10 protein-coding genes are annotated in these 13,339 nt (G+C 42.5%); 5 read left to right on the forward strand and 5 right to left on the reverse strand.

The annotated features are described in order from the left end of the window. Positions 1-64: 64 nt before the first annotated feature. A complete protein-coding gene (locus Q0A08_RS18550) occupies positions 65-724 on the forward strand; it encodes a TetR/AcrR family transcriptional regulator (protein WP_438462952.1) in 660 nt (219 codons plus the stop codon). On the opposite strand, the gene Q0A08_RS18555 is transcribed toward Q0A08_RS18550, so the two are convergent. Both Q0A08_RS18555 and Q0A08_RS18560 read right to left on the reverse strand, forming a co-directional pair. Continuing rightward, positions 717-1,670: a DMT family transporter gene (locus tag Q0A08_RS18555; protein WP_438462953.1), complete on the reverse strand. Its 954-nt coding sequence runs from the start codon at positions 1,668-1,670 to the stop codon at positions 717-719. The two genes, Q0A08_RS18550 and Q0A08_RS18555, sit on opposite strands and share 8 nt — an antisense overlap. 98 nt (positions 1,671-1,768) lie before the next feature. Beyond that, the gene (locus Q0A08_RS18560) at positions 1,769-3,052 is read right to left on the reverse strand and encodes an NAD(P)/FAD-dependent oxidoreductase (protein ID WP_438462954.1); all 1,284 of its coding nucleotides are present in this window, start codon (positions 3,050-3,052) and stop codon (positions 1,769-1,771) included. Positions 3,053-3,336: 284 nt separating this feature from the next. Here Q0A08_RS18560 and Q0A08_RS18565 point away from each other — a divergent pair, with 284 nt between their 5' ends. Both Q0A08_RS18565 and Q0A08_RS18570 read left to right on the forward strand, forming a co-directional pair. Continuing rightward, on the forward strand, positions 3,337-3,651 hold the full coding sequence (locus Q0A08_RS18565; protein ID WP_438462955.1) for a hypothetical protein: 315 nt from the start codon (positions 3,337-3,339) through the stop codon (positions 3,649-3,651). Positions 3,652-3,957: 306 nt separating this feature from the next. Beyond that, on the forward strand, positions 3,958-5,856 hold the full coding sequence (locus tag Q0A08_RS18570) for a sensor histidine kinase (protein ID WP_438462956.1): 1,899 nt from the start codon (positions 3,958-3,960) through the stop codon (positions 5,854-5,856). Positions 5,857-6,068: 212 nt separating this feature from the next. Here Q0A08_RS18570 and Q0A08_RS18575 read toward each other — a convergent pair whose 3' ends face one another. After that, the gene (locus Q0A08_RS18575) at positions 6,069-7,820 is read right to left on the reverse strand and encodes an ABC-F family ATP-binding cassette domain-containing protein (RefSeq protein ID WP_438462957.1); all 1,752 of its coding nucleotides are present in this window, start codon (positions 7,818-7,820) and stop codon (positions 6,069-6,071) included. A 521-nt stretch (positions 7,821-8,341) separates the two neighbouring features. Between Q0A08_RS18575 and Q0A08_RS18580 the strand changes: the two genes are divergently transcribed. Both Q0A08_RS18580 and Q0A08_RS18585 read left to right on the forward strand, forming a co-directional pair. Then, complete coding sequence (locus Q0A08_RS18580; protein WP_438462959.1) at positions 8,342-9,856, forward strand: YifB family Mg chelatase-like AAA ATPase; 1,515 nt, start codon at positions 8,342-8,344, stop codon at positions 9,854-9,856. 68 nt (positions 9,857-9,924) lie between these two features. Then, complete coding sequence (locus Q0A08_RS18585) at positions 9,925-11,067, forward strand: aminotransferase class V-fold PLP-dependent enzyme (protein WP_438462960.1); 1,143 nt, start codon at positions 9,925-9,927, stop codon at positions 11,065-11,067. 67 nt (positions 11,068-11,134) lie between these two features. Here Q0A08_RS18585 and Q0A08_RS18590 read toward each other — a convergent pair whose 3' ends face one another. Next, positions 11,135-12,100: an ornithine cyclodeaminase family protein gene (locus tag Q0A08_RS18590; RefSeq protein ID WP_438462961.1), complete on the reverse strand. Its 966-nt coding sequence runs from the start codon at positions 12,098-12,100 to the stop codon at positions 11,135-11,137. Positions 12,101-12,159: 59 nt separating this feature from the next. After that, a complete protein-coding gene (locus Q0A08_RS18595; RefSeq protein ID WP_438462962.1) occupies positions 12,160-13,332 on the reverse strand; it encodes an aminotransferase class I/II-fold pyridoxal phosphate-dependent enzyme in 1,173 nt (390 codons plus the stop codon). Between the last annotated feature and the right edge of the window lie 7 nt (positions 13,333-13,339).

Consider the following 13,339-nt stretch of genomic DNA (forward strand, 5'->3'; position numbering starts at 1 on the left):
TGTTTGCTTTATAATGGCTTAGAATTGCACCAACCTAATATAAAGTGAAACCGGAACCTCTTTAATGCCGCAAGTGTCATCTAATCAAGCCTCTATTGATAAAGTGAAAAAACAAGATCTCACCCGTCGTTCTGCCCCTGTGCAGGGACGTTCGAAAGAACGCTCAAAAAAGATTATGGATGTGACGAGTGAGCTACTTGAGAGGGTAGGTTTGGATGACCTCACCACAGTATTAATTGCGAAAGAAGTGGGCATTTCGGTGGGATCTTTATACCACTATTTTCCTAATAAACATGCCATCTTGTATGCCATGGCCAGTGAATGGTTAGAGGAAATAGAAAAGGTATTAACCAAGATCAGTGCTTGGGAAATAGAAACCATTCCTCTTGATGATTTGCTTGAGCAAATATTGGCTCTCAACCTGAAAGCCTACAAAAAACAAAAAGCCATTCTAACCTTGGTGCAGGCAATGTTTTCCGTCCCTGAGCTTCGTAGCCTAGATACAGAGCATGACGAGTTAGTCATCTCTCATATGGCAGCATTATTTAAACGTATGGGTATTCACTCTCATATTAAAGAAAGAGAAAGGCTCGGGCGCTTGTACCTTGAGACTAGCCACAGTGCTTTCTTGGTGGTGGTTAATCAAAACCCAGAGCGCGCAAAACGCACTCTGGCGGATCTTAAACTCATGCTACTTGCTTTGTTAAAGCAGCATCTTAGTTAGGTTTCTGACCTCGCATACTTTTAAATAAGCTTTTATCTGTCAGATTGTGTCCTAATTCGGATACGAGTATCGCCACTAGAATTAGCAGGGCACCTAGGCTGCCCTGAAAGCCTAAAACTTCCCCTAAAAAGACCCAAGCAGAGAGAAATGCAAAGACAGGTTCTGTCGCAAAAATTAAGGCGACTTTGGCAGGTTCCAAATGGCGCTGACAGGCTGACTGTGCCCAGTAAGCGTATGCACTGCCAAGTAGACCTGTGACTAGAATGCCACTGAGTACGATAGGGTCGAGTAAGATGCTGATATCGAAGGAATTGCTCGTGGCTTCTTGGCTTATTAGCTCGGGGACTAGCATTAAGGCAATCAGGCTATAAATAGCGACCGCCGCCATTTGTATGATGCTTAAGCTGATAATCGGCAAGTTCGCCACAAATTTGTCGGTGAGTAGAATATGAAAAGCAAAGGCAAAGGCACAAACAAATACCAGACTATCGCCTTGGTTAAAACTGAGTTTATCTCCGACTGTGAGTAGATAAAGGCCTAATGTGGCACACACAACACCTAACCAAACATTCCAACTGGCACTCTGCCTAAACACAAGAAAAGCCAGTACAGGGACAAGTGGCACGCTAAGGCCAGTGATAAAGCCCGCATTCGCTACACTGGTAAAACGCATTCCTTCTGTTTGCGCATAAAACCCAACAAAGAGCAGAAAGCCTAAACTAAAGCCAGCTAAGAAAAGACGGCCTAGGACATCAGTGTCAATTACTTCTTTCTTGATGAAATAAAGTGGTAGTAGGGCGAGGCTAGCAAGGGCAAAACGCAAGGCATTGAATAGGTTGGTTGAGACCTTAACCACGGCTAAATCCACCAGAACAAATTCGGCACCCCAAATGAAGGCCACAGAAAAAAGTATGATAAATGCCAAACGAGATGTGTGAAGTGCCATAGTTAAAGCCTAAGAAATCCGTCTTCATTTCAAAATAAAAAGGTGAGCTTATTGGACAAAAGCTCACCTCTATCAGAACTGACATAAGTCTGTTGGTTCTAAATGCCTAATTTATCTCTTAGGTTGTAGTACCAAGCACCCATAGCTGTATAAGGAATACGCAGTGCTTGCCCGCCCGGGAATGGGTATTGTGGCAAACCTGCGAACACATCAAAGCGTTTAGCGTCTCCTTGGATCGCATCACAAATGACTTTACCAGCTAAGTGCGAGCAAGTGACGCCATGGCCACTATAGCCCTGAGCATAATAAATATTGCTACCAATTCGGCCTAGCTGAGGCAGACGCATAAGGGTTAGCAAGAAGTTACCTGTCCAAGCAAAGTCGACTCTGACACCTTCAAGTTCTGGGAAGGTTTTTAGCATTTTAGGGGTAATAAGCGCTTCTATCTTATCTGGCTCACGGGCGCCATAAGTCACACCACCGCCATAAATAAGACGGCCATCACCAGAAAGACGGTAATAATCGAGTAGGTAGTTACAATCTTCCACACACTGGCCATTTGGCAGTAGAGCATCTTGTTGGGCTTGGCTTAGTGGTTCTGTCGTGATGACTTGAGTACCACAAGGCATGGCTTTGGCTTGAAGTTTAGGCACTAGACCTTCTAAATAAGCATTTCCCGCAACAACCACATAATTGGCTGTGACGCTGCCATTTTCGGTACGTACGACAGCTCTTTCGCCTTCTTCTATACCTATTACTTTTGAGTCTTCATAGATAACACCACCAAGCCCTTCAAAGGCAGCGGCTTCACCTAGCACCAAGTTCAGTGGGTGAAAGTGACCACCTGATTTATCCAACAAAGCGCCTGTGTATCTATCGCTACCAATATAGTTTTGCACATCGGTTGCGGATAAAAGTTCAAGATCTCTGTGTCCGTGGGATTCCCAAAGTTTCTTTTTGCCTTCAAGGTCTCGCATTTGTTTTGGATTACAAGCAGCAAAGATGCCGCCGTCTTTTAGATCACAATCAATGCTGTAATCTTTGACGAAACGACGAATGACCTTGGCTCCTTCAAAGGCCATTTTGCCCATTTCTTGGCCTGTGTTTTTGCCATAATGTTTTTCGATAAAATCGACATCACGGCTGTAACTATGAACTATCTGGCCACCGTTACGCCCTGACGCGCCAAAACCAATGCGAGTCCCTTCTAGTACAGTGACACTGAAACCTTGCTCAGCGAGATGTAGCGCACTAGACATGCCAGTAAAGCCAGCTCCAATAACGCAGATATCACTGCTGATATCTTGGTTTAGGCTTGGGCGCTGTACTTTATCATTTGCAGATGCAGCGTAATAAGATGTTGTATGTGAAGACTGTGACATAATCTTTCTCTACCTTTATACCCAGAACAGTTTCTAAGTAAGCATTATTGGCCTCGACATAACCGAATCATTTGGGCATGTCTCCATGATTCATAAGATACGTCTTGCCCCCATTCGCAGGATATACCCAGAAAGGTATATTTTGCTTTTAATCTGTTTCTTATCAGCTTTAGCTTATAAGGGTTATAGCGACAATTTGTCTCTATTTTCTTCTGATACTGGCTTGTATGATGTGATTTATTGAAAACTCAAATGGTACAAGACGACAGGTTGGAGGTTGAAATATGGCACTTACCCGCAAGAAACCAAGGGATTTTGTGTATATTGATGAGCTAAGAGAAGCGGACAAGGATTGGCCAAATTACTTTTTAGGCAATAAGGTTTGGGTCTTTTTTGACTCTTATGATGCCAAATTAGCGGGTGATATCTCCTACTCTCGAATTGTCGTTAGCTGTGATAACGAAACCGGCTGGATATTGCAAAAAGGTTGGACTGACCTTGATGAAATCGGGGAGATTGCAAAAACAATTGTTAGCCCTATTTCGCAGCAAAGCTTAATGAAACTTGGCTTTGTTCCTTGGCATGGCTGGTACGAATAAGCCAACTTGAACTATCCATTACTGAATTACTTGTCTGTGACTTGATGACTAAAAATCGAGTCACTTTTCCCTTGCTTTCCGCTCTATCTTCTTCCCTATCTTGGCTCCCTTTTTTACTCAAACACTTTAAATGCTCTTCTAGCCTACTTCTTGTCTTTGTTAAATTTTTACCAAGATAAAAGTGAAAAGTTGGCTATAGTCTAATGTTAATAGCAGCCTTATTTTCTCTCTCTTTTATCTTATATGGGGCCTATTTACATCTGGTTAAAATTTTTGGTGGTTAAGAATCGAAAGGGACGTTAGCTAATGGGTAAGGTGTCTTTTAAAGCACTTTTTTTTGCGATTATCCTAGGTTTAGTCGGCTTAGTGGGCGCTTATAACCTCACTATGGCAGTCAGTGCTCGTTTAATTAATCAGGAATTTATTAAGCTAGAAAATGTCGCCAAACAGATTTCTATTCATTTTCAAGGTGCGATTGATAAGTCCACTAATGACTTAGCCGCCCTACAAGCTTTTTATTCAGCTAAGCCTGAACTTTCATCCCAGAGTGAATTTAATCAATATATGGACGTGCTGAGTATAGAGCAACGTCACTATATTCAAGCACTAAGCTGGGTGCCTTTGGTACATGATGATAATCGAGACGAATTTGAAGCGAGACTAAGGCGTCAGCAAGGTGATTTTTTAATTAAAGCACGCGATGAAAAGGGGGTCTTGGCTGCAAGTCAGCGCAAAGCCACCTACACGCCTGTGACTTATATTCGTCCTTATTTAATTAATAAGGCCGCTCAAGGGTTTGATCTGAGTAGTAGTGCGACGAGGAATGCCTCATTAATCATGGCGAGAAATACTGGCTTAATGACAGCGACCTCTAAAATTCGTTTGGTCCAGGAAACGGGTGAATCTTACGGATTTCTGATTATAGCGCCTGTGTTTGCCAAAGGTAGTCTGCCTAAAACAGCTGAAGAAAGACGTTTGTCTTTAGTGGGTTATGTTACCGGTGTTTTTAGAATTGATACCCTGATGAACAATGCCCGTGAACAAGCCGATAAAATTGGTTTAAAGATTACCCTGCATGACATTGAAACAGATGAGATAAGTCTGCTTTATGGACAAACTCAGTCAGATAGCGCCTTCAGTTTTGATATCAAAATTCCTGATAGACATTGGCAGTTAAACCTTTCTTTAAATGATGAATTAAAACAAAAAATTGAATCGCCAAGCATAGCAAATTGGATTTTAGTCGGTGGTGGCTTGATTAGCTTCTTATTGGCTCTGTCTTTTTATGCCTTGCAAGTGGCAGTCATGAAGTCTCGTAGAGTTACCAATTTAAGTGAATTGCTACAAGTGCACAATCGCGAATTAGAAGAAACGGTGGCAGAACGAACACTTGCACTATCAGAGCAAAACACCCTTTTAAACCAACATGTAAAAAGTTTGGAGCAACAAAAGACCAGTCTTTCTTTACTGATGCAAGAATCTGAAACAGCTAAACAAAGTGCACAAAACTTGGCGCAAGAGCTGGCTCGTTCTAACCGTGATCTTGATGATTTTGCCTATGTCGCATCCCATGATCTAAAAGCCCCTTTAAGAGGTATTAGCCAACTCTCTAACTGGGTTCTGGAAGATATTGAAGAGGGCAAACTTGAGGACATACCCAAGAACCTTACCCTGATTAATAACAGGGTTAAGCGTTTGGATACCTTATTAAGTGATTTACTGGAATACTCTAGAGCCAATCGACAACAAGCGACTTTAGCGCTACTGGATAGCCAGGAACTTATTCAAGGTTTGTTTCCGCTTTATTCACCTAATGACAAGTTTGAATTAGAGCTAATCTCTTCTTTACCCGTTTTTGAAACATTAAAGTCTCCGTTTGAACAGGTTGTGCGTAACCTTCTCAATAATGCGTTTAAACACCATGATAAGAGTGCTGGGAAAATACAGATTAGCTGTGAAGAAATCGACGACTATTACACTTTTATGATCAAGGATGATGGGCCTGGCATAGAAGCTGATTACTTTAAAGAAATTTTTAAAATGTTCAAAACCCTTAAACCAAGAGATGAAGTAGAGGGTAGCGGCATGGGCTTAGCGCTGATTAAAAAGATCGTTGAACATTACGGTGGCCAAGTATATTTAGAATCAAAAGTGGGTAAGGGTTCGGCTTTCTATTTTACTTGGCCAAAGCTTATAAAGAACTAAGTGACTTAAAATGATTTTTTCTCATAAAGTGAAATATCTCCGTGAAATTGATGAGTTAGTGACTATGATTAAGATGAGGCTTAACTCACAGGGAGTGGTTAAGTCGCATCTTTTCTCTCTTAAAAGCGAGTCGTTTTCTCACCTTAAATTAGATACAAACGCAGATATTTCTTTGTTTGTACCTAACCCTTAACGGTTTAATCTCAGTTTTCTTAGAGTTTAGCTTGAAGCTGTTTTATCTCATCTTGCCATTGTGCTTGTAGTTTAGGTTTTTGCCGCTTTGCTTTTCGTTTTAAATCCTCTTCAAGTAACGTCTCAAGCTCAATTAAGCGCTCTAACATGGCTTCTTCATTAAGGTTTTGCAACTGAGTTGTGCCGGAACCATTTTGAGAAAATTTCGCCTTATCAGTAGTCTCTTCCTTAAGGGACTTAAGCTCATTTTTTTCTGAAATCTGTTGATATACCTCTTCAACATTGAGGTATTCAGTGAGTTCGCCGTTTTGAATAAACCAGAATCGATTGCAGGCTTGCTCGATTAAGCTTCTATCATGACTGACGATTAAACTGGCGCCTTTAAAGATGTTGAGTGTGTCTATGAGTTCTTCTTTGCCTTCCATATCTAGATGGTTGGTCGGCTCATCTAAAAACACTAGATGATACTTAGCCAAAGTCAGGCCGATAAACAGCAAACGAGCTCGCTCTCCACCGCTTAATGAGGAGACCTTTTGTATATGGCGGGCATATTCAAACCCAGCACTAATCAAGGCTCGCTTGCCTTGTTCATCACTCAGGGCGCTAAAATGACTTAATGCTTCTATGAGAGAGTCTTCATCATTAAGCTGGTTTTGAGATTGATCGTAATAACCTAAACGACAGCTAGGGTGAAAGTTAACGTCTGGCTGAAATATCGCTTGTTGATTCAATGTTTGCTCAAGATAAAAAGCATGTAAAAGATTGAGTAAGGTGGACTTACCACAGGCATTGTTACCTAGTACCGCGATGCGATCACCACTCTTAATACGCATTTCAGGCATTTGAAAAAGGCTAAGTTCGCTTTGAGGCGGTTTTAGCATGAAAGGTATGGTTTCGAGCAGGCGATTGGCTGGTAAGGCTTCTCCCTCAAGTTGTAAGTGCCAAGGCGTTCCCTCGCTAAGCTCTGTCTGCTCTTCTTCTAAGCGCTCTTTTCTGGCGTACATAGTCTTTGCTTTTCGGGCGAGATCTTCATTGTCATAGACCTTGCCCCAAGTGGCTAAACGCTTTGCACTTTTCTCGATTCTATCAATTTCTTTTTGTTCGCCTTGATGCCTCTGTCTGTCTTGTTCATCTTTTTCATCCAGTGCAGTTCTTGCTTGAGTACAGCTTAGAGCGAAGTGATGTAAAGACTTATCACGCATAATCCAGGTGGTATTGGTGATGACATCAAGTAGTACTTGGTCATGAGATACAAGAATGAATGAGCCTTTCCAGCGAGATAAAAAGCGTTCTAACCACATCAGAGAGGCGAGGTCTAAATGGTTACTAGGTTCGTCTAACAGGAGTAAATCAGGCTCATTAATAATGGCGCGAGCCAGTAGAAGGCGCATTTGTTGGCCACCACTGGCATGACTGACTTGCATCTGATATTCATGCTCAGCAAAGCCCAATTCAGATAGCATTAACTCTGCGCGCCAATGCTCTGTCTCGTCGAGAGTTTCTGCTAAGGCATTAATTAGACTGCTAGATTCTAAGATTGGGGGTATATGTTGTTCTACATAGCTCATTAAGCAGTGATTCGCCTTGGCGATATTGCCTTCACTGGCGTCATATTCGCCATTGAGCAACTTAAGTAGAGAGCTTTTTCCACAGCCGTTATGGCCGATAAGACCAATTTTGTCGCCACTTTGTATGGTGAAGTTTAGCGCAGTAAATAAAGGTTTGGTTGAGTGTGCAAGTGTTAGGGATTGTGCTGTTAAAAAAGTGCTCATAATATTCTCAAGAATTTTTGGCGCAAAAGGCCGTTGTCAAAGCTGACAATAATTCTTCGAACATGAGGGAAGGTGTTCGGGTGAGGTTTTAGACTGTCTTCAGACAGTTAATAACTCAGTCGTAAAAATTTCGCTCAAGTCGAGATTATCGCAGCGCGATATCAAAAACTCTTGAGCGGATACGAATACCAAAAAGGCGTGGGTTGGTAACACACCACAAAGACATAGAATCCTCCTTAAATTAGTTATGAATTGATCAATAATATTAACTCCATTGAGCATTCACTTTATCACTATCAAAGACAATGTACAGGGGCTAAATCAAAAAACTAGTTTAAAAAATGGGTGATAATCCTTTAAGTATTAAGTAGTTATTTAGAAATAATTCAGTGAAATCTATGAGTTAGCTGCTATGCTTAAAAAGAGGCTTAACTCACAGGGAGTGGTTAAGTGTCATTCTGAGGGAAGCATCTTGCTTCCTTTTTCTTATTGTTTTCAGGCTTTTTGATCAAGGAGTGATCATGAGTTTAGCGAGAGTGTTTAGTCGTGCCCGTGTTGGTGTCGACTCCCCCCTAGTGACGGTTGAAACTCATATATCAAACGGACTACCTGCGTTGAGTATTGTCGGCTTACCAGAAGCGGCGGTACGAGAGTCTAAAGACAGAGTGCGCAGCGCGATTATGATGAGTAAGTTTGAATTTCCTACTAAGCGCATCACCATCAATCTAGCGCCTGCAGATTTACCCAAAGAAGGCGGACGTTATGATTTAGCGATTGCTGTGAGTATCTTGGTTGCCTCAGGGCAATTGGGTAAGGTCGAACTGGATGAATATGAATTTGTGGGAGAGTTAGCTCTCTCTGGTGATATTCGAGGAGTGCCCGGTTTATTGCCTTCAGCCATTACAGCAGCTAAAGCGGGTAGGCAGCTTATCTTACCTATCGATAATCAAATGGAAACAGCCTTGGTTGAATCTAATCACCTAGCGGCGTTGCATCTTACCCAAGTTACCAGCTTCTTAATGAAGCAGTCCTTCTTAAATCCTTGTATTGCTGAGCTGGCTGAAAGAAGTGAAAAACAATATAAGGATATGGCCGATGTAAAAGGCCAATTTCAAGCTAGGCGTGCTTTAGAAGTTGCCGCTGCGGGTGGTCATAACCTTTTATTCATTGGCCCACCTGGCACAGGTAAAACCATGTTGGCTTCACGCCTTCCTGGTATTATGCCAAGTATGACAGAGGCCGAATCCCTTGCTGTTGCCAGTGTGCAGTCAGTGTCAGGACGGAAAATAGGTGCTGATTGGTTTTGGCAAGAAAGACCTTTTCGTTCACCTCATCATTCAAGTTCTGCCGCCGCTTTAGTGGGTGGTGGATCTGTGCCAAAACCAGGTGAAATCTCTTTGGCCCATTGTGGTGTTTTATTTTTGGACGAATTGCCTGAGTTCGACCGTAAAGTGTTGGAAGTACTTCGAGAGCCCTTAGAAAACGGTGAAATTCATTTGTCCCGGGCACGAGGGCAAGTCTGTTATCCCGCTCGATTTCAATTGGTGGCTGCTATGAATGCGAGCAATGAAGCTTACCAAGGGGATGATTATTATGGTTCAAGAGCCAGCCAAGGTTATTTGCGTAAACTCTCAGCGCCATTTTTAGATCGCATAGATCTCCATGTTGAAGTGCCACCTTTGCCTTCCAATGTTTTGGTAAATGCCGATGAAACGGGGGAAAGCAGTGCCTCAATACGAGAACGGGTCGAGCAGGCTGTGACAAGACAAAGAGCACGCCAAGGCTGCTTAAATGCTCAGCTAAATGGTCGTGAATTAGAAGCAATATGTGCCTTAAATGAAAGTGATAAAGCCTTTATGCAAGGGGCGTTAGACAAGCTGGGTTTATCCGCAAGGGCCTATCATAGAGTGTTAAAAGTCGCACTCACTCTCTCTGATTTAAGCCAAGCTGATCTGGTAGAGCGCCGGCATCTTATGGAGTCTCTCGCCTACCGTAAAATGGAGCAGAAGCTTGCGAAAGTGATAGGGCAGGGGTAAGTTGGTTATTAAATTAGCTCTAAGTCGAGCTTGCCGCTTAATCGCTGACATGATGGAAGAATACAGCTATGTACCCAAGGAAGACTCTCGATATTCCCTTCGCTAAAATATTTAAAAATATCCTTTTTAATAAAGATAAAGAGGGGGCTAGATTCGAGCAAGAGGGCTATTTAGCCTGTTTTTCTGTGCGATCGGGCTTTGATCTTTTGATTAATAGTCTTGGGTTAGCGCCTGAACACAAGATACTTATGTCTGAAGTTAACATTAAAGGCATGGTGGATGTGGTTGAAGCAAACCACAAAAGTATTCAATTGATTTCACTGGATGACGACTTAGATATTGACGCTGATATTGATGAGTATTTGGATGAAAATACTAAACTGGTCGTGATAGCACAGCTTTTTGGTGGCTATAAAAATATTGATGCTCTGATTCAGAAGTTTCAGGCCAAAGGTGTGTTTGTGGTGGAAGATTTATCACAAGCTTACCAAGGCAACTTAAAACGGCATTCTCCCTATTGTGATGCGGCGTTTTACAGTTTTGGACCATTAAAAACGGCTAGTCTCGTGGGTGGTGGTATCGTCTATTTGAAAGACAAAGCTTTGTTAAAGCGAATGCAGCAAGCCTTGCTTTCTTACCCTAAACAAGCTGAATTAACCTATGTTTCCAAGGTGATAAAGTTCTATCTGTTTCATTTACTTTTGCATAAACAAGTCTATTCACTTATCTCTCGTTTATTGGGGGATAAGCTCACATCTGTAGTAAACAGATTATCGCAAACGAACTCAGGGCCTTTTGACATTGAGTCTGTTCGGCTCCAACCTTGCTCAAGTTTGAAGCGTATGCTGATCGAAAAAGAATTGCCTGTCGAATTACAAGGTGAGAATAAGTATGAGAGTCTCATTAAGCAGTTGGATTCTCACATTAGCTTTGTAAATAAAAGCTATGCACATCAAAAGTATACGAAGGATGAGAGTACTCATTTTTGGTTATTCGCAGTGAGAAGCCAGAATAGCGCAGCCTTAATGAATGCTTTGAGGCTGCAAGGCTTTGATGCGTTTGATCGTACTAACTTACTTTTAATTCATCAGGATGCAGAAAAGGCAAATACCGCAGGTAAATTAGCGGATTTAGTTTATTTGCCTTGTCTGAAAAAGATGAACCAAAAGAGCTTGGTTAAAATGGCTGAAACCATTAACCGTCTGGCCTAAGCAATCTGGTTTTTTGCTTGTCATTTGGGGTGATTGGCTGCTTTGTCGCTTGCCTAGCGATAATAAATTATAAAGCGAGTTGATCAACCACCACGCTTGCTACCGCAAGATCTTGAGCACCAATGCCTGTGAGGTCTACGACACTGATATTGGCCTTAGCAAAGTCGATATCGCCCCTCTTGCCTGCAAGTAAATGCCCTAGCTCAATATCACTGTCTTCAGCAATTGCGCTAGCGCGTACCGCATTCCCAAAATCCCCATGGTGTAGGCATTGTTCATGGTTATCTGTGACCAGAATATCGGCGTTAGCCAGTACATCTGGCGCGATTTCAGATTTCCCCGGGCTATCAGCGCCAACCGCCACAATATGAAGTTCTTTAGGAAGGTCTTCAACTTGAACCAGTGCAGTACTTGAAGGCGTGGCAGTGACCAGTATTTGGCTTGTGTGACACACCTCTCGTACACTTTGCATAACTTCGACTATGAGCCCTGATTCTGCTTCGAGCCTTTGTTTGAATGATTGGCTTTCTTCTAAGTTTCGAGCATAGATAGCCACTTTTTTGATGCCTAGATTTTGGCTAATCATTTGGGCTTGTAGATAAGCTTGGGTGCCTGCGCCGACTAAGCCTAAATAAGCATCCTTGGATACAGGCTTTAAAGAAGCCGCTAAGGCACCTGCTGCCGCTGTACGAACCTGAGTTAGCCAGCCTTCATCTTGGAGTAATGCTACGGGCACGCCTGTTTGTGCAGACATCACAAGCACTAAGCCATTGTTAGCCGGAAGGCCTTTTGCCGTATTCTGATAAAAACCAGAGGCCACCTTGATGACAAAATAAGGCTGCTGAGCATGTTGAGCCGCCTTAACATGGCAGTCACCAAAAAAAGCACCATTGAATTCTTTAAATAGAAATTGCATTGGCTCTGGTTGCTCAATTAGGCCCTTTGAATAATCAATAAAGATCTCTTTTACGGCATCTATTGCTGCTGTAAAAGATAAAGCTGGGCGAATATCTGCTAACGGAATAACGTGCATCTTAGTCTCCTTATAATCCTGAATCTCGGGGTTACAGGTTGAGGGTTACAGGTTGAAGGTTACAGATCAGAGAAGTTAGCTTCAAAGTACTGGCGCATGGCTTTGAGGCCTTCAGTGAATACCTTGTCTCTACCAAAACCAAGTCGGAATCTGTCTTTAGATACCTCATTCAAGTCAGAGGCATAAATGGAGGCGGGCAACAATAAGATACCACTTTCTTCAAGGAGTGATTTGCAAAAGTCTTCCACATTGCCAGGGCCAATATACCGAGGAAAGGCCACACAACCACCTAAAGGACGCTGCCAATCAATGATGCCCGGGTAGTCTGCAAAAAGTTGCTCTAGCTCTGCTACATTACGCTGCATCAAGTTAAGGTTGCGAGCTAAAATCGCGTCTTTGTTTTTTAAGGCAATGATGGCCAGTTGCTCAGAAGGTGCTGAGTTACAAATAGACAAGAAATGCTTATAACGCTCTACTTTTAAAAGTACTTCTTTATCTTGTGAGGCGATCCAACCAATTCTAAGGCCGGGTAATCCATAGGCTTTAGACATGACATTAAGGGAAATGCCTTTTTCATAGAGATCGGCTATTTGTGGCATTTGATCATCTGAATTGAGCTCGACCCCACGGTAAACTTCGTCACTGAAAAGGTAGATATCATTTTCTCGGCATAAAGTGATAACGTCTTCGAGCTCTTTTGCGCTCAGCACATAGCCTGTGGGGTTATGTGGAAAGTTGATTGATAATAGCTTGGTATTAGGGCGTATAGCGGCTTTAATCCCTGCAATATCCAGTTTCCAACCGCCTTTGCTCTGGCCAGTGTTATCTTCTATGAGTGGGACACCTGTTACCTCGCAAATGGCTAAAGGGATCGTCTCAGCGCTTTGGTAATTTGGAGTAGGCACTATGACGTGGTCTTTTTCTGTAAGTAAGCATCTTGCTAGGGCATAAATGCCTTCGCCTGCACCTGCTAGGCAAAGAATATTGTCTTTTTGCATGCTTTGATAAGTGCCCGCGATGAGTTCACGTAATTCAGGCGCGCCCCAGGTTTCCGTATAACCCAATGTGAGGTTGTCGTACTTTTCTCTGTCTTCCTCACTTGCCATGGCCAATAGTTGGCTCAATGTCAGGGTTTCTAAATCTGAGGCTGTCATATGGTGTTTGGCTTTAAATTCCCACTTAGAGAAAAAGACTTCTAAAGAAAAATCACGCATAGGTTTTGGGGACGTCATTATCAAA

Origin of the sequence: Marinomonas sp. PE14-40 (genome assembly GCF_051623805.1) — a bacterium.
GTDB lineage: Bacteria > Pseudomonadota > Gammaproteobacteria > Pseudomonadales > Marinomonadaceae > Marinomonas.

Bases quoted from the DNA above. Each gene is read 5' to 3' on its own strand.
- Q0A08_RS18560 (WP_438462954.1), bottom strand. From the start codon at position 3,052: ATGTCACAGTCTTCACATACAACATCTTATTACGCTGCATCTGCAAAT.
- Q0A08_RS18585 (WP_438462960.1), top strand. From the start codon at position 9,925: ATGTACCCAAGGAAGACTCTCGATATTCCCTTCGCTAAAATATTTAAA.
- Q0A08_RS18590 (WP_438462961.1), bottom strand. From the start codon at position 12,100: ATGCACGTTATTCCGTTAGCAGATATTCGCCCAGCTTTATCTTTTACA.
- Q0A08_RS18555 (WP_438462953.1), bottom strand. From the start codon at position 1,670: ATGGCACTTCACACATCTCGTTTGGCATTTATCATACTTTTTTCTGTG.
- Q0A08_RS18565 (WP_438462955.1), top strand. From the start codon at position 3,337: ATGGCACTTACCCGCAAGAAACCAAGGGATTTTGTGTATATTGATGAG.
- Q0A08_RS18550 (WP_438462952.1), top strand. From the start codon at position 65: ATGCCGCAAGTGTCATCTAATCAAGCCTCTATTGATAAAGTGAAAAAA.
- Q0A08_RS18580 (WP_438462959.1), top strand. From the start codon at position 8,342: ATGAGTTTAGCGAGAGTGTTTAGTCGTGCCCGTGTTGGTGTCGACTCC.
- Q0A08_RS18570 (WP_438462956.1), top strand. From the start codon at position 3,958: ATGGGTAAGGTGTCTTTTAAAGCACTTTTTTTTGCGATTATCCTAGGT.
- Q0A08_RS18595 (WP_438462962.1), bottom strand. From the start codon at position 13,332: ATGACGTCCCCAAAACCTATGCGTGATTTTTCTTTAGAAGTCTTTTTC.
- Q0A08_RS18575 (WP_438462957.1), bottom strand. From the start codon at position 7,820: ATGAGCACTTTTTTAACAGCACAATCCCTAACACTTGCACACTCAACC.